The sequence below is a fragment of the Pseudomonas sp. LBUM1643 genome, assembly GCF_059716215.1.
Genome location: NZ_CP166813.1, coordinates 19,903 through 36,814, shown reverse-complemented (window position 1 = coordinate 36,814; position 16,912 = coordinate 19,903). Strand labels below are relative to the sequence as shown.

At 58.7% G+C, this 16,912-nt stretch carries 14 protein-coding genes and 1 pseudogene; 6 read left to right on the top strand and 9 right to left on the bottom strand.

Annotated elements, in window-relative coordinates:
• Positions 1-198: 198 nt before the first annotated feature.
• From ACA063_RS00165 to ACA063_RS00150, 4 genes are all read right to left on the bottom strand, one after another.
• Positions 199-1,587, bottom strand: coding sequence for a M16 family metallopeptidase (locus ACA063_RS00165; protein ID WP_497664332.1), 1,389 nt, complete (start codon positions 1,585-1,587; stop codon positions 199-201).
• A gap of 176 nt (positions 1,588-1,763) precedes the next feature.
• On the bottom strand, positions 1,764-3,422 hold the full coding sequence (locus tag ACA063_RS00160; protein ID WP_162437576.1) for a Na/Pi cotransporter family protein: 1,659 nt from the start codon (positions 3,420-3,422) through the stop codon (positions 1,764-1,766).
• A gap of 371 nt (positions 3,423-3,793) precedes the next feature.
• On the bottom strand, positions 3,794-4,561 hold the full coding sequence (locus tag ACA063_RS00155; RefSeq protein ID WP_497664331.1) for a TerC family protein: 768 nt from the start codon (positions 4,559-4,561) through the stop codon (positions 3,794-3,796).
• Positions 4,562-4,646: 85 nt separating this feature from the next.
• On the bottom strand, positions 4,647-5,954 hold the full coding sequence (locus tag ACA063_RS00150; RefSeq protein ID WP_497664330.1) for a CitMHS family transporter: 1,308 nt from the start codon (positions 5,952-5,954) through the stop codon (positions 4,647-4,649).
• A 436-nt stretch (positions 5,955-6,390) separates the two neighbouring features.
• On the opposite strand from ACA063_RS00150, the pseudogene ACA063_RS00145 reads away from it, so the two are divergent.
• Positions 6,391-6,792, top strand: a pseudogene (locus tag ACA063_RS00145) (GFA family protein).
• Here ACA063_RS00145 and ACA063_RS00140 read toward each other — a convergent pair.
• Positions 6,793-7,119, bottom strand: coding sequence for a DOPA 4,5-dioxygenase family protein (locus ACA063_RS00140; RefSeq protein WP_497664329.1), 327 nt, complete (start codon positions 7,117-7,119; stop codon positions 6,793-6,795). It abuts the pseudogene before it with no gap.
• A gap of 84 nt (positions 7,120-7,203) precedes the next feature.
• Between ACA063_RS00140 and ACA063_RS00135 the strand changes: the two genes are divergently transcribed.
• Positions 7,204-7,869, top strand: a complete 666-nt coding sequence (locus tag ACA063_RS00135) for an NAD(P)-dependent oxidoreductase (RefSeq protein ID WP_497664328.1) — start codon at positions 7,204-7,206, stop codon at positions 7,867-7,869.
• A 173-nt stretch (positions 7,870-8,042) separates the two neighbouring features.
• Here ACA063_RS00135 and ACA063_RS00130 read toward each other — a convergent pair whose 3' ends face one another.
• Positions 8,043-8,993, bottom strand: coding sequence for a choline sulfate utilization transcriptional regulator (locus ACA063_RS00130; RefSeq protein WP_497664327.1), 951 nt, complete (start codon positions 8,991-8,993; stop codon positions 8,043-8,045).
• A 114-nt stretch (positions 8,994-9,107) separates the two neighbouring features.
• On the opposite strand from ACA063_RS00130, the gene betC reads away from it, so the two are divergent.
• The 3 genes from betC to ACA063_RS00115 all read left to right on the top strand — a co-directional run bounded on the left by betC (position 9,108) and on the right by ACA063_RS00115 (position 13,219).
• Entirely contained in the window at positions 9,108-10,622 is a 1,515-nt protein-coding gene (gene betC, locus ACA063_RS00125; protein ID WP_497664326.1) for a choline-sulfatase, read from the top strand.
• A 16-nt stretch (positions 10,623-10,638) separates the two neighbouring features.
• Complete coding sequence (gene choX / locus ACA063_RS00120) at positions 10,639-11,559, top strand: choline ABC transporter substrate-binding protein (protein ID WP_497664325.1); 921 nt, start codon at positions 10,639-10,641, stop codon at positions 11,557-11,559.
• A 91-nt stretch (positions 11,560-11,650) separates the two neighbouring features.
• Positions 11,651-13,219 (top strand): SulP family inorganic anion transporter, encoded by a 1,569-nt coding sequence (locus tag ACA063_RS00115; protein ID WP_497664324.1) that lies wholly within the window; start codon positions 11,651-11,653, stop codon positions 13,217-13,219.
• Positions 13,220-13,330: 111 nt separating this feature from the next.
• Here ACA063_RS00115 and aroE read toward each other — a convergent pair whose 3' ends face one another.
• On the bottom strand, positions 13,331-14,152 hold the full coding sequence (gene aroE, locus ACA063_RS00110; protein ID WP_497664323.1) for a shikimate dehydrogenase: 822 nt from the start codon (positions 14,150-14,152) through the stop codon (positions 13,331-13,333).
• A gap of 13 nt (positions 14,153-14,165) precedes the next feature.
• Positions 14,166-15,080, bottom strand: a complete 915-nt coding sequence (gene hemF / locus ACA063_RS00105) for an oxygen-dependent coproporphyrinogen oxidase (RefSeq protein WP_497664322.1) — start codon at positions 15,078-15,080, stop codon at positions 14,166-14,168.
• A 173-nt stretch (positions 15,081-15,253) separates the two neighbouring features.
• On the opposite strand from hemF, the gene ACA063_RS00100 reads away from it, so the two are divergent.
• Positions 15,254-16,231 (top strand): NADPH:quinone reductase, encoded by a 978-nt coding sequence (locus ACA063_RS00100; RefSeq protein WP_497664321.1) that lies wholly within the window; start codon positions 15,254-15,256, stop codon positions 16,229-16,231.
• Positions 16,232-16,343: 112 nt separating this feature from the next.
• Here the strand turns inward: ACA063_RS00100 and tsaC are convergent, their stop codons facing one another.
• Positions 16,344-16,901, bottom strand: coding sequence for an L-threonylcarbamoyladenylate synthase type 1 TsaC (gene tsaC / locus ACA063_RS00095; RefSeq protein WP_497664320.1), 558 nt, complete (start codon positions 16,899-16,901; stop codon positions 16,344-16,346).
• Positions 16,902-16,912: the final 11 nt, after the last annotated feature.

Below are 16,912 nucleotides of genomic sequence, written 5' to 3'. Positions count from 1 at the left end.
GTAGGAAAAATCCTCGACAGGTTACCGCCCGAAGGGGCGGTGTGGCGAGGGGCTGCATTTCACACAAATCCCCTGTAGCAGCTGCCGAAGGCTGCGTTCGGCTGCGCAGCAGTCGTCAACCAGTCACCTCGGTACTCCAGATGAATGACCAACGGGATTTGCGACTGCTGCGCAGCCGAACGCAGCCTTCGGCAGCTGCTACAGGGTCCGTCGTGTCTTTCGGTGTAAACGCCACGCCACTAATCCGAGCACAATCAACCCCAACAATCCGGCGATCGCCCACACCAGCTCATCATCGCTCATCAACGGCGTTTCAATCCGTAGATACCCCGGCTGCAGCAGAAGTTCACGCATGGCCTTGTTCGCCTCTTCCAGCGTCACGCCTTGCAGCTCCTTGGCCGGGTTGGCGAAACGACCGTCTTGAAAGTCGCCCAATGCGCTCCAGTAGTAATCCGCCAACGCGCTATTGCCTTGTACCGCCCAGGTCTGCCGCGCGATCGCGGCTTGCTTGAGGCGATTGAAGGTCTCGGCGTTGAGCCCGTCCTTGAGCAACCCGGCCTTCAATTCCTCGAGTACCTGCTTGGCTTGCGGCAGATCATCTCGCTCAAGATCGGCGTTCAGGCTCATGAAGCCAACCCCGCCAAACACCTCGCGCTCGGCAGAGGGCCCGTAAGACAAACTATGGGCCAGACGCATCTGGCGATAGAGCGCCCAGTCCAGATAGTCCTTGAGCAAGTCGAAGGTCTCATCGTGCTGATCCTCCAGCACAGGCTCCGGTACCAGCCAGTGAAGTTTCGCGCCATTGCCAACCAGGCCGTTGCTCAACGTACGCTCGTGCGCTGCCGTCGCCTTGATCTCCGGCAGAGGCGGGTGATCGGTCGGGTCAACCGGCTCCAGTTCGCCGTATGAGCGTTCCAGATACGCCGGCAGTAACCGGTCAAGGTCACCAACGACGATCAACGTCATGTTGTTGGGCGCGTACCAGGCTTTGCGTACCTGCTCGAGCTGCTCGCGGGTCAGGTGATCAACTTCTGCACGCTCGGGGCATTTGAGGCCCAGTTCCACGGCGAGCTGGTTACTGGCCGTGTGCCCCAGGTCCTGCCGGTCCAGCCAGCGTTGCAGGTGCGAGTAATGGCCGCCGTCTTCACGCTCGACCACCTGCTTGGCGGCGTTGACAGCGTTGTCGTCGAAATGGGTCTGGGTCAGCAGCGCCAGCAGCAGGTCGAGCACCTTGCGCTGGTTTTTCGCCGGGGCTTCGATCACGAACGTGGTGTCGGCATTGCTGGTGTAAGCGTTCCACTCACCGCCCAAGGCCTGCATGCGTTCTTCCAGACCGCCTTCGCCGGTGGCGTCGATGCCGCTGAACAGCAAGTGCTCGAGCAAATGCGGCAGCTCCTTGTCGGCGCAATCGAAGTCATCCAGACCGACGCCAACGACCAGCCGGATTGCTACATGCCCACGGTCCAGGCCGGGTTTGAGCAGCAATTGCAGACCATTGGGCAACGTATAGCCCTCAACCTGGAAGCGGTCCAGGGCGAATGAAGGGAATGATCCAAGCAATAGGCAGGCGAATAACAGGCAACGCATAACGAGCTTCCATACGGCTGATTGGAGATCCGTGTCGCTTTCCAGGCAGCCATCGCGAGCAAGCTCGCTCCCCCATCGGGTTATTGGGTGTTACACCCGATCATTGTGGGAGCGAGCCTGCTCGCGATGATCTTGAACCTGAACCAATGTTACTGACTGACCACGGTGCCAGACGTTCAAGGCGAATGCGTGATGTCAGCCAAATCGTCCACCACCAACGCGCCCGTGTCGGACGTTTCCAATACAGCGTACGCACTGCTGCAGAACAATGAGTTCAAGCGTTTCATGTCGGCAATCAGCTCCAGATGCAGTGAACTGGTCTCGATACTCTGCACGATCTTACGTTGCAACCGGCTGACATGGGCGTGGGCCAAACGCCGTTCCTGTGCGCGAAAACGACGTTTCTCACGCAGTAACTGACGGGCGCTTTCCTTATCGGAACTGAGGAACACCGAAAGCCCCAGGCGCAAGTTGGCAATCAACTGACTGTGCAATCCCGCCAACTCTTCCAGGCCGACCTCGGAAAACGACCGACGCTGCGAGGTTTTCTGCTGCTGAACCTTGCGCAGCATGCGTTCGATCAAGTCGCTGGCGAGTTTGAGGTTGATTGCCAGCTCAATGATTTCTGCCCAGCGCCGACTATCCTGGTCGCTCAAATCTTCCCGGGGCATTTGCGCCAGATACAGTTTTATGGCGCTATAGAGCGCTTCGACATCGTCCGTCAGACGGCGCATTTCCTGGGTTACGGCGGTCTGTTTGCCGTGCAGGACGTCGAGCATGGCTTCGAGCATGTTGTCGATCAAATCGCCAATGCGCAAGGTTTCACGCGCGGCATTGGCCAGCGCCAGGCCGGGCGTGACCAGCGCCGTCGGATCAAGGTGCCGCGGCTTGGCCATCCCGTTTATTTCCGGTCGCTCTGGCAACAGCCAGGCACACAGCCTGGCCATGGGTCCAACGCTGGGCAGCAGGATCAGGCAACGCGCGGTGTTGTAGAGCAGGTGGAAGCCAATGACCATTTCCTGTGGGCTGTAATCGAGGCTGTCGATCCAGTGCACCAGCGGGTCCAGCACCGGGATGATCAGCAACAGCCCGATCAGTTTGTACAACAGGCTGCCCAGCGCTACCTGACGACCCGCGGCGTTTTGCATGCTGGTGCTGAGGAAGGCCAGCACACCACTGCCAATGTTGGCGCCGATCACCAGGCCGATGGCCACCGGCAAACTGATTACGCCAGCACCGGCGAGGGTGGCGGTGAGCAGGACGGCGGCGAGGCTGGAGTAGGACACCATCGCGAACAGCGCCCCGACCAGGGCATCGAGCAGGATGTCGCCGGTCAGGGACGCGAAAATCACTTTCACGCCCTGGGCCTGAGTGATGGGCGCGGCGGACTCGACGATCAGTTGCAGCGCCAGAATGATCAGCCCCAATCCGATGCTGACGCGGCCCATCTGTCCAAGCCGTGTTTGCTTGCGTGACAGAAAGAAGATGACCCCGAGGAAAATCAGCAGCGGCGACAGCCAGGACAGGTCGAGCGTCAACACCCGTGCCATCAACGCGGTACCAACGTCGGCCCCAAGCATGGTGGCCAGGGCCGGAGTCAGCGCCATCAGGCCTTGCCCCACAAACGAGGTGACCAGCATCGCCGTTGCGTTGCTGCTCTGAACCATGGCGGTCACGACAATCCCGGCAATGAACGCCAGCCATCGCTTGGACATGTTCTGGCCAATGACGTGGCGCAGGTTGGAGCCGTAGACCCGCAAGATGCCGGTTCGGACGATGTGCGTGCCCCAGATCAACAAGGCCACGGCAGATAACAAATTGAGCAGGGTGAGCATAAGGGGCCCCCTGTGGTGGTAGCGCCCCAAAGGGGCAAGTTGACGGTGCCGCGCGACTTTCTACGTTCTGTACTTAAGCTGTAGTTGGCTAACGGTCTGTGCGCCAGCATCGCATAGCTAAAGAGGTGTTTGAAACAAAACTGTCATAAAAACAGCTTGATGCAGAAACGAAAAAGGAGCCGAAGCTCCTTGATCATCTGAGTACTCTATGTAGAGCGACCGATTAACTGTGGCGAGGGAGCTTGCTCCCGCTCGGCTGCGTAGCCGCCGTAAAACGGCGTATGCAAACCACCGGTTGAGGACCGCTTCGCGATCCAGCGGGAGCAAGCTCCCTCGCCACAAAAGCCCTATGGTTGCTGCCAAAGCCCATTTTACTGGCCAGGAATGTCCTTGCGCAGTTTCACCGGGTCTTGCTGCTTCTTCTTTTTCGCAATCGCGGTGCGCATCTTGATATTGATCGCTTCCACGGCCAGCGAGAACGCCATGGCGAAGTAGACGTAGCCTTTTGGCACATGTACGTCGAAGGATTCAGCGATCAGCACGGTACCGACGATCAACAGGAACGACAGTGCCAGCATCTTGAGCGACGGGTGCTTGTCGATGAACGAGCTGATGGTGCCGGCAGCCAGCATCATCACCAGTACGGCGACGACGATTGCCGCAACCATGACCGGCACATGGGAAACCATGCCGACCGCAGTGATCACCGAGTCCAGAGAGAACACGATGTCGATGATCGCGATCTGGATGATCGTGTACAGGAAGTTGCCGCCTTTGCCTGTTGGCTCTTCGCTGGTTTCGTCTTCACCTTCCAGCGCGTGGTACATCTCTTGCGAGCTCTTCCACAGCAGGAACAGACCACCGAAGAACAGAATCAGGTCGCGTCCGGAAATACCCTGGCCGAGGACCTCGAACAGATCGGCGGTAAGTTGCATGACCCAGGTGATCGACAGCAGCAACGCGATTCGCGTGACCATCGCCAACGCCAGACCGAAGATCCGGGTGCGCTGCTGCATGTGCTTGGGCATGCGGCTGACCAGGATCGAGATCATGATGATGTTATCGATACCCAGGACAATTTCCAGGGCGGTCAGGGTGAAGAAGGCAACCCAGATTTCAGGGTTGGTCAGCCATTCCATGTGTATTCCTTTGAGCGAGTGTTAAACCACGAAGGGCCCGGGCTTCAAAAAACAAAGCCTGGACCCGTCTTGGTGAGTCTTGAGCTTATAGAGTGCTGAACAGCGGAAAAATCCCCATCAGCAATGCTGCAACCAGTATGCACATGCACACCAGCACTGCCCACTTCAGGGTAAAGCGCTGATGGTCACCGAAGTCGATCCCGGCCAGAGCCACCAACAAGTACGTCGATGGTACCAACGGGCTCAGCAAGTGGACGGGCTGACCGACGATCGAGGCACGTGCCATTTCAACTGCGGTTATACCGTAATGACTCGCGGCTTCGGCAAGTACTGGTAACACGCCGTAATAAAAAGCATCGTTCGACATGAAGAACGTGAACGGCATGCTCACCAGCGCGGTAATCACAGCCAGGTACGGGCCGAGGAAATCCGGGATGACCGCCAACAGGCTTTTCGACATCGCATCGACCATGCCGGTGCCCGTCAGGATACCGGTGAAGATACCGGCCGCGAAGATTAAACCGACCACTGCCAGCACGCTACCGGCATGAGCGGCGACGCGGTCTTTCTGCATTTGCAGGCACGGGTAGTTGACGATCATCGCGATACTGAACGCCACCATGAACAGCACCGGCAACGGCAACAGACCGGCGATCAGGGTGCACATCAAGGCCAGCGTCAACGCGCCGTTGAACCAGATCAGTTTCGGACGACGGGCATCCGGGAACTGCGAAACGCTGATCTCGCTGTGGTCGATTTCATCGCCGGCCAGGTGCAATTCACCCAGACGAGCGCGCTCGCGTTTACCGTAGAAGTAGGCAATCGCCAGGATTGCCACGACGCCCGCCAGCATCGCCGGAATCATCGGTACGAAAATATCGGACGGGTCGACATGCAGCGCACTGGCTGCACGCGCGGTCGGACCGCCCCAAGGCGTCATGTTCATCACGCCACCGGCGAGGATGATCAGGCCGGCCATGATTCGCGGGCTCATGCCGATGCGGCTGTAGAGCGGCAGCATGGCGGCGACGCAGATCATGTAAGTGGTCGCGCCGTCACCATCGAGGGAAACGACGAGCGCCAGTACGGCGGTGCCGACCGACACTTTCAGCGGGTCGCCCTTGACCAGTTTGAGGATCTTGCGCACGGCCGGGTCGAACAGGCCGGAGTCGATCATCAGGGCGAAGTACAGAATGGCGAACATCAGCATCACGCCGGTCGGCGCAAGCTTGGTGATGCCTTCGAGCATCATCGGACCGATCTTCGGTGCAAAACCACCGAACAGGGCAAAAACAATCGGGATGATGATCAATGCGATCAGCGCGGACAGGCGCTTGGTCATGATCAGGAACATGAACGTGATGACCATGGCAAAGCCAAGGAAAGTCAGCATGGGAATACTCCAGGCGTAGCGCGGCTAAGGGAAATGGGCGAACCGGAAGGGCTCAGCGCAGAACGGGAAGCACGAGATGTACGGGCGGAGTGACAGCGAAGCGGCGGGAAGCAGAGGACATCAGAATCACCATTGTTGTTGTTTAATGGACCGTGCGAGCGATAAAACACTGGCAGTGGCCAACCGGTCTGTTGCCGGGAGTAGGGCGATCCTAATCGCGAAAGCTTTCAGCCAGCTTTCGCTGGTGAATGCATTGACCGGATGTGCAACCGGTCGTCGGGCGGGGGAAGGTAGTCAGAACGCGTCGCGACCATCGCGAGCAGGCTCACTCCCACGGAGAGTCTGCGCCGTGCACAGATTTATGGTCACTGGAGATCCCTGTAGGAGTGAGCCTGCTCGCGATGGCGTCAGCGAATACACAACAGGAGGCCCTGTCATGAACGAAATTCACACCGGCGGTTGCCACTGCGGCCAATTGCGCTATCAGTTCAGCGGGCCATTGCACGACATTGCCCACTGCCACTGTTCGATCTGTCGAAAGGTCAGCGGCGGCATCATCACCACCTGGATCACGACGCCCGCATCAGCCTTCGCATGGCTGAAAGGGACGCCTGCGCAGTACGAATCATCATCCAGCTGTGTGCGATATTTCTGTGACAACTGCGGGGCGTAACTGGCATTGGTGACACGCCTGAGCCCCGAGAGCATTGACGTTACGATCGCCACGCTCGATCACCCGGAACAGGCGCCAGCAGAGCGGCACATCTGGACCGACAGCCGTTTGCCCTGGCTGCACCTGGACGAACACCTGCCCTCTGAGCCCGAAGAAACGCTCTGATCAGAACATCGACAGGTTCAACGGCCGGACCTCGCCCATCCAGATCGCGTGATCAGTGTGATCCAGCAGATCGTCACCGGTGTCCGGGTGCAGGAACACCACCAACCCTTTGCGATTAAGCGCCAGCCACGGCAACACATCGCCAATGTATTGCGGTTCGAACGCCAATTGGCAGCTCCAGTCAGGGTGCGGCCCGACCGGACGCTCATGCACGCGCCCCATCTTCACCGCAAACAACTGAGCCGCCTGCTCACACAAGGCCCGCGCCTGATCGATGCTGTTGGCGTCGAAATACACATGGGCGTGATACCCCTTGATCCGTTGCATCTGAATACCTCTGAAACCCAGTCGAACCCTCACCGATTCCCACAGGTCACACGCCATATACGTAGGAATCAAGGAAGCTCAGCCATGAAAAATGCCGAAACGCCCGTTGTGAAAGTGGTGCTCTATGGTGCCATGAGTAGCCTGGGCAGTGCGCTGATGGCTGAAATGCTACGGCGCCAGCACGAAGTGATCGCCATTCTCGACGACCTGACAGCGCTCGCGCCACGACCAGGCTTGCGCGCCAAGAGCGGTGACTTGTTTGATGCCGAACGTGTCAAGCAGAGCGTTGCAGGCAGCTCGGCGGTGGTCTGTCTTTTAGACGCACCGGGGCTGCCGTTCAACAGTGAATACGTGGAAAAAACCATCGTGCCGGGACCGGTCGAGCAAGTGCTGGCGGTCGATGCGTTGATCGAGGGCATGCAGGCATCAAACATTTCCCGGCTGTTCCTGGTGGGCGATTTCGAATTGCTGGACGATCCGGATATAGAAGATCGCCTGCAACGCCACGCTGCTGAAGAAATTCGCGAAGCCCTGCAAAGCAGCTCATTGCAATGGACGATGGTCAACGCGCCGCGCGGAGTGCATGGGCTGACCATTGAACATTTCAGCCAGGTCAGCAGCAGTCTGGAGCCCGGTTTGGCCGAGCCACTTGAACGGTTGAACAGGGTCGCGGTGGGGATTGCCGATGAGCTGCATCTGAACCTGCACGTGGGTGAGCATGTGAGTTTCGTTGCGGCTTCGGCCCACTAAGATCAAAGGATCGCAGCCTTCGGCAGCTCCTACAGGGGATCGCGTGCTCGTGTAGATACTGTCTTGAGCCTCACCGAGCAAGTGCAAGTTTCGCATCGCTTGATTGGCCCGACTTGAGCACGCGATCCCTGTAGGAGCTGCCGAAGGCTGCGATCTTGTGATCTTTTGTAAGCTCACACCGCAATCGAAGGCAACGGCAGCCCATTCAGCGACTGCGCGCTATTGGCCTGCTCTGCCATCAACCAATCCACGAACTGACGAATCAACACCCCACGCCGCTTGCGCTGGGGCAGGACAACGTAATAGCCCAGCCGCGAAATAACCGTTTCAGCGATGGGTCGGCACAACAATCCCTGGGCGAGCAAGTTATCCACAAGGTGGCGCCAGCCAATGGCAACGCCCTGACCGCCGATCGCCGCTTGAATGAGCAAGGTGTAGTTGTCGAAACGCAGCTGCCCGGGCGCGGGTGCCGAATTGATCCCCAACTCGCGAAAAACGCCGCTCCAATCAAACCAGTTACTGCCGTTTTCACCCCGTAAGTGCAACAGCGGAAATTCAAGCAATGAGTGGACGGGCAAGGATAGGGGTCGGTCCTTCAATAACAGCGGGCTGCACACCGGGAAAACTTCTTCGCTGAACAGCCAATGACTCTCGCCCTGCTTGAAACGACCTTCCCCGAACAGAACGGCGACATCGATATCCGTACGCAGCATGTTCTGGCTGCGCTCACTGGTGACGAGACTGACATCAACATTGGGATGCGCCGCGTGGAAGCGGTGCAGTCGCGGCATCAACCAATAGGCGGCGAAGGCAAAATCGGTGGCGACCTGCAGCACCTCGTGCTGGTTCTGTGTACTGATCGCGCTCAATCCTGCATCGATATTCTGCAAACCGAGTTGAACTTGCTCAAACAGGATAGCGCCAGCCTCGGTCAACTCGATGCCGCGATAGATACGATCAAACAAGCGGATGGCGAGCTGATCCTCCAGTCGTTTGATCTGCTGGCTAATGGCCGGCTGCGTAGTGCCAATCTCCGCCGCGGCAGCCGTAAAACTTCGTTGGCGCGCGGCAGCTTCAAATGCGCGCAACAGGTCGAGGGACAAATCACCAAGGGCGTCATACATAAGCTGTGCTTATCCTAGTCATTGCTTGGCATGGGCTTTACCTCAAACTCTATGGATCCCATGCTCGGTCGCAGCACTCTCGCATAAATATTCACTATGGAATGCCGCGATCACATGAAGCGCAAGAATATTCTTTTCATCATGGCCGATCAGATGGCCGCGCCAATGTTGCCGTTCTACGGTCCTTCGCCAATCAAATTACCCAATCTCAGCCGCCTCGCCGCCGAAGGCGTGGTGTTCGACGCCGCCTATTGCAACAGCCCATTGTGCGCGCCGTCGCGCTTTACCCTGGTCAGCGGCCAGTTGCCGAGCAAGATCGGCGCCTACGATAACGCGGCTGACTTCCCCGCCGATGTGCCCACTTATGCTCACTATTTGCGTCGCCTCGGTTATCGCACGGCGCTGTCAGGGAAGATGCACTTCTGCGGTCCCGACCAATTGCATGGCTACGAAGAGCGCCTGACGAGCGACATTTACCCAGCGGATTACGGCTGGTCGGTTAACTGGGACGAACCGGACGTACGACCTACCTGGTTCCACAACATGGCATCGGTGCTCCAAGCCGGTCCGTGCGTGCGTACCAATCAGCTGGATTTCGACGAAGAGGTGGTGTTCAAGGCTCAGCAATATCTGTTTGACCACATCCGCGAGGACGGCGATCAACCTTTCTGCCTGACCGTTTCCATGACGCATCCACACGATCCGTACACCATTCCAAAAGCCTTTTGGGACCTGTATGACGACGCCGACATCCCGCTTCCTGAAACACCGCCTCAGTCCGACCTGGACCCGCACTCCCGGCGACTACTGAAGGTTTACGACCTATGGGACAAGCCGCTGCCTGTGGATAAGATTCGTGACGCACGTCGCGCCTATTTCGGAGCTTGCAGCTATATCGACAGCAATGTCGGCAAACTCCTGCAAACCCTCGAAGATACGGGTTTGATTGATGACACCATCATTGTGTTTTCAGGGGACCATGGCGACATGCTCGGTGAGCGCGGGCTCTGGTACAAAATGCATTGGTTCGAAATGGCGGCCCGCGTGCCGCTGTTGATCAGTTCGCCTGGGCAGTTCGGTGCGGGCAGGATCAGCGCGGCCGTTTCCACTGCCGACTTGCTGCCAACCTTTGTTGAATTGGCTGGCGGTTCGCTCGAGCCTGGATTGCCGCTGGATGGGCGCTCGCTGGTTTCACACTTGAAGGGGCAGGGCGGGCACGACGAAGTGTTTGGCGAGTACATGGCAGAGGGCACCATCAGCCCGTTGATGATGATTCGCCGGGGTGCTTACAAATTCATCTACAGCGAAGACGACCCTTGCCTACTCTTCGACGTACACAACGACCCACGAGAACAGGAAGAGCTCAGTCAGTCGCCGCAGCATCAGCCACTGTTAGCGGAATTTCTCGCCGAGGCACGCGCCAAATGGGATATCCCGGCGATTCACCAACAGGTGCTCGCGAGTCAGCGGCGTCGACGGTTTGTTGCCGACGCGTTGACTATCGGCAAGCTGAAGAGCTGGGATCACCAGCCGCTGGTGGACGCCAGTCAGCAGTACATGCGCAACCACATCGACCTCGATGATCTGGAGCGCAAAGCACGTTATCCACAACCCTGCCAAAACCAATAATGTTAAGGGGAAGTCCATGCAAAGGTTATCCACAGTACTGACGGTCGGGCTATTGGCGCTGGGCAGCGCTTCGGCTTTTGCCGAGCAAAGCTGCGATACGGTGAAAATGGCCGATCCTGGCTGGAGCGACATCGCCGCGACTAACGCCATTACCGGATTTTTGCTGGACGGCATGGGCTACAAGGCCAAAGTCGACACGCTTGCGGTGCCGATAACGTTTGGGGGACTCAAGGACGGCCAGGTCGATGTATTTTTGGGCAACTGGATGCCCGCGCAGCAGGGGTTTTACGACAAGTTCGTCGCCAACGGCGATGTCATTCAATTAGCGAAGAACCTGGACGGAACCGAGTTCACGCTCGCGGTACCGGATTACGTCTGGGATGCGGGTGTGCATAATTTCGCCGACCTGAACAAATTTGCCGACAAGTTCGAGAAAAAAATCTACGGCATCGGCTCTGGCGCGCCAGCGAACATCTCGCTGCAAGACATCATCAAGAAAAACGATTTCGACCTGGGCCAATGGAAACTGGTTGAGTCCAGCGAACAGGCGATGCTGGCGGAAGTGTCACGTGCCGTGAAGAAACAGAAGTTCGTGACCTTCCTCGGCTGGACCCCGCACCCTATGAACGTGCAGCTGAAGATGCATTACCTCAAGGGTGGCGAGAAATACTTTGGCGATACCGGCGCGGTTTATACATTGACCCGAAAAGGTTATGCACAGGCCTGCCCGAATGTTGGCAAGTTGCTCGCCAACCTGAGCTTTACCCAGGAAATGGAGAACAGCATCATGGCTGAGGTGGTGAACAAGAAAGTCAGCAATGCGGACGCCGCTAAAGCCTGGATCAAGGCTAATCCTGCAGTGCTGGATAAATGGCTTGATGGCGTGAAGACGGTTGATGGTAAAGACGCGTTGCCGGCGGTGAAAGCCAAGCTGTAAGGAATCTCCCTGTGGCGAAGGAGCTTGCTCCCTTGCCACAATGATTGCGTTGACCCTGCTACCCTGCGCAAAACCCCACCCGAGAGGACCCATGGCCTTCCCCAGCCGCCATTCGCTCTTCCCCTTCTTAAGCTGGTTGCCCAGACAAACCCGCGCCAGCGTCGGGCGCGACCTTGTCGTCGGCCTGAGCGGTGCGATTCTCGCGTTACCGCAGTCTATTGCCTACGCCCTGATCGCCGGTCTGCCACCGGAGTATGGCTTGTACGCGGCGATCATCCCGGTACTGATCGCCTGTCTTTGGGGTTCGTCGTGGCATTTGATTTGTGGTCCCACCGCAGCGATTTCCATTGTTCTGTACGCGAGTGTCAGCCCTCTGGCCGTTCCTGCTTCACAGGACTACATCACCCTTATCCTGCTGCTTACGTTGTTGGCCGGTATTTTTCAGTGGCTGCTGGGCTTGCTGCGTTTCGGCGCCCTGGTGAATTTCGTCTCCCACTCCGTGGTACTGGGCTTCACGCTAGGCGCGGCGGTGGTGATTGCGATCGGTCAGTTGCCGAATTTACTGGGGCTGGACCTGCCCAGTCAGGCCACGGCGCTGGACAGTTTCATGACGCTGCTCCAGCACCTCGGTCAATTTGACAGGGCCTCACTGATACTGGGCCTGGCGACCGTTGTCGTGGGCGTCTTCTTGAAATGGCTGCTGCCACGCTGGCCGACGCTGTTGATCACACTGGTACTGGCAGGGCTGCTGGTATGGCTTTGGCCATCGATGTTCGGTCATGTGAAACTGGTCAGTGCCTTTGTCGGACGGCTGCCGCCGTTCAGCCCGGTGCCGCTGGATCTGGACCTGATCCTGCGCTTGCTGCCCAGCGCAGTGGCGGTCGGGATGCTTGGGCTGGTGACGAGTTTGTCGATCGCACGCTCCCTGTCGGCGCGATCGCAGCAACTGCTTGATGCCAATCAAGAGGTCCGCGCCCAGGGTTTATCGAACATCGTCGGCGCATTTTTTTCCGGTTCACTGTCAGCCGGCTCGTTTACTCGCTCGGGCCTGAGCTACGAAGCGGGCGCCTGCTCGCCATTGGCTGGCGTGTTTTCAGCGTTGTGGGTAGCGCTGTTCGCGATTTTCGGTGCGGCGCTGATCGCGCACATTCCCATTCCAGCGATGGCCGGCAGTATTTTGTTGATCGCCTGGGGGCTGGTGGACCATCGCGGCATTCGTGCGCTATTGCGGGTCAGTCGCGCCGAATTTGTCGTGATGGCGCTGACCTGTGTCGCCACGCTGCTGCTGGAATTGCAGACGGCGATCTACGCCGGGGTGCTGGCTTCGCTGTTTTTCTACCTCAAGCGCACCTCGCAACCGCGGGTGCAGCATTGGCGTGAGGGCGACGAGGACATTTTGCGCGTGGGTGGTTCGATCTTCTTTGGCGCCAGCCATTACCTGCAGGTGCGCTTGCAACGCATGCACGGTGAGCGCGTGGTGATCGAGGCGCAGCAGATCAATTTCATCGACTACTCGGGAGTCGAAATGCTCCACCAGGAAGCGCGACGCCTGCTGAAACAGAATCGCAGCCTGACCCTGCGGCGGGCTCGGCCTCAGGTGGTGGAAGAATTAAGAAAACTGGAGGGCGCGGAACACTGCCCGATCCGGTTTGAAGATTGAAACAAATTATTGAGAACGACGGATAATTTGCTCCCGCTCGGGTGCGAAGCGCCCGCAGAATTTGGGGCTGCTTCGCAGCCCAGCGGGAGCGAGCTCCCTCGCCACAACGTTCTAAAGCGCCAATTGCCGGCGCAGTTCAGCCAGCACCGGCGCCGTGTCCGGGCGCACGCCGCGCCACAGGTAGAACGCTTCCGCCGCCTGTTCTGCCAGCATCCCCAACCCGTCCATTGCCACGGCCGCGCCATGCGCCTGGGCCCAGCGACAGAACGAAGTCGGTTCCTTGCCGTACATCATGTCGTAGCACACCGTCTTGCCCGGCTCGATCAAGCTGCTGGCAATCGGTGGAACATCGCCCGACAGGCTCGCGGAGGTCGCGTTGATGATCAGGTCCACCGATTCCTTCAACCAATCAAAACCACTGGCTGATACCGGACCGAGATCGGCAAACAGCTCCGCCAGCAACTCGGCTTTTTCCACCGTGCGATTGGCGATGATCACCGAAGCAGGCTGTTCAGCCAGTAACGGTTCAAGCGCGCCACGCACTGCGCCACCGGCGCCCAGCAACAGAATGCGCTTACCCTTGAGGCTGAAACCGGCATTCACCTTCAGATCCCGCACCAGCCCGGCGCCGTCGGTGTTGTCGCCCAGCAGCGTGCCATCGGCCAGTTTACTCAGGGTGTTCACCGCACCGGCCCGTTGTGCCCGCTTGGTCAGGCTGTCAGCAAGGCGATAGGCCTCTTCCTTAAAGGGCACCGTGACATTTGCCCCCCGACCTTCGCGGAAAAACGCCCGGGCAAAGTCGGAAAAATCGTCGAGCGGCGCCAGCGAGGTGCTGTAGTCCAATTGCTGCGCGGTCTGTTCAGCGAACAGACGATGGATCAATGGCGATTTGCTGTGGCCAATCGGGTTGCCGAATACGACGTAACGGTCCATCGGTAGTGCTCCTTCAGGCCTTGGCCAACCAATCGCGGTCTTGCAGGAAGTACTCGGTCAGGCGTGCTTCTTCGCTACCCGGTTCGGCCTTCCAGTCATAGCTCCAGCGCACTTGCGGAGGCAGGGACATGAGGATCGATTCGGTACGCCCCCCCGATTGCAGGCCAAACAACGTACCGCGGTCGTAGACCAGGTTGAACTCGACATAACGGCCACGACGGAATTCCTGGAACTCGCGCTGCCTGGCAGTGAATGCATCGTTCTTGCGGCGCTGAACGATCGGCAGGTACGCGTCGATGAACGCGTCACCGATGGCGCGCATGAAGGCGAAGCTGGTGTCGAAATCCCACTCGTTCAAATCATCGAAAAACAGGCCGCCAATACCGCGCGGTTCGTGGCGATGCTTGATGTGGAAGTAACTGTCGCACCACGCCTTGTAGCGCGAGTAAACATCCGGGCCGAACGGTGCACACGCCTGCTCGGCAACGCGGTGCCAGTGAACGCAGTCTTCTTCATTACCGTAGTAAGGGGTCAGGTCGAAGCCACCACCGAACCACCAGACCGGCTCCTCTCCTTCTTTTTCAGCAATGAAAAAGCGCACGTTGGCGTGGGAAGTCGGTACATGCGGGTTGTGCGGGTGGATCACCAGGGACACGCCGAGCGCTTCGAAGCCACGGCCGGCCAGTTCTGGTCGATGAGCGCTGGCAGACGGTGGGAGACCGCTACCAAACACGTGGGAAAAGTTGACGCCGCCTTTTTCGATGAGGGCTCCGTTTTCAATCACTCGGGTTCGGCCGCCACCGCCGGCTGTCCGGGTCCAGGCGTCTTCGACGAAATGCGTGCCGCCGTCTTCGGCTTCCAAAGCAGCGCAAATGCGGTCTTGCAGGTCGAGCAGGTAGGCTTTTACGGCCTCGGTGCGGGTCGTCATGTCATCACCTTGAATCGGGCAAAGCTACGCGGCGCACGAATGGCCGGCGGCAAATTGCTGCGTAGGATAACACCGCACCCTGTTCGACCGCAGTTGACGAAGATCAAGGTTGGGAGTTCGATAGACGGCTTCGCGCTACAACACTCGTAGCCAAGACCTTAAGGAGAGTTCTGATGGCAAAGCGTATCCAGTTCCGCGCCCACGGCGGACCAGAAGTGCTCGAGTACGTCGACTACCAGCCCGCCGAACCCGGCCCGCAGCAAGTACGCGTGGCCAACAAGGCCATCGGCTTGAACTTCATTGACACCTATTTCCGCAGCGGGCTGTATGCACCGCCGGCCCTGCCATCGGGCCTGGGCGCAGAGGGCGCGGGGGTGGTCGAGGCAGTCGGCAGTGAAGTCACCCGTTTCAAGGTCGGTGATCGAGTGGCCTACGGCAGCGGCCCATTGGGTGCTTACAGCGATGTTCACGTCCTGCCGGACGCTAATCTGGTGCACCTGCCTGATGCGATCAGTTTCGAACAGGCGGCCGGTGTGATGCTTAAAGGACTGACCGTCCAGTACCTGCTGCGCCAAACCTATGACCTCAAGAGTGGCGAGACCATTCTGTTCCACGCTGCCGCGGGTGGTGTGGGTTCATTGGCCTGCCAGTGGGCCAAAGCCTTGGGAGTGAAGTTGATCGGCACCGTCAGCTCCCCGGAAAAAGCCGCCTTGGCGAAAGCGAATGGCGCTTGGGCGACCATTGATTACAGCCACGAAAACGTAGCGCAGCGCGTGCTGGAGTTGACCGACGGCAAAAAAGTCCCGGTGGTGTATGACGGTGTTGGCAAGGACACCTGGCTGACGTCGCTCGACAGCGCTGCGCCTCGCGGCCTGGTGGTGAGCTTTGGCAATGCGTCTGGCGCGGTGGACGGCGTGAATCTGGGGATTTTGTCGGCGAAGGGTTCGCTGTACGTGACCCGTCCCACACTTGCCACTTATGCCAACAACGCCGAAAACCTGCAGCGCATGGCGGATGAGCTGTTCGAGATGATCAGCAGCGGGAAGTTGAAAGTGGATATCAGCCAGAAATATTCCTTGGCTGATGCGGCGAAGGCGCAGACGGAGTTGTCAGCGCGGCGTACCACGGGTTCGACTGTTCTGTTGCCTTGAGGACGCCATCGCTGGCAAGCCAGCTCCCACGGATTCAGTGTCGTAAACATGTTATGTGGACGACCAAAATCCTGTGGGAGCTGGCTTGCCAGCGATGAACGATGACTCGGTCTCAATCCGGGCGCACAACATGCCCGGTGGCCAGGTCCCGAATCACGCTCGGGTTCTTGCGCCCGCCGAGGTTTCCGCCCAGGACCAGATCAACCTGTCCACGGAAATACTGCTCGACGCGAATCCGCGTACGCGCCGCCGGCCTGCCTTGCGGGTTTGCCGAGGTCGACACCAACGGCCCGACCAGCGAACACAAATCCCTGACCTGCGGGTGATCGCTGACGCGCAGCGCCACGGTTTCATGCACGCCGGTAATCCACTGGGGCAACAGGTTCTGATGCGGCACCAGCCAGGTATTCGGTCCCGGCCAGGTGCTGGCCATGCGGTCCATCCACAGCTCTGGGAAGTCTTCGAAAAGAAAGTCGAACTGCCGAATGTTGTCGGCCACCAGAATCAGTCCCTTTTCCATGGACCGACCCTTGATCATCAGGAGCCGCTCTACCGCTTGTTGGTCCCACGGATCACATCCCAGCCCCCACACCGCTTCGGTTGGATAGGCAATGACCGCTCCTGCGCGAACGGCTTGCGCGGCTTGTTGCACACGCCAACTGTTGACCATGAAAAACTCTC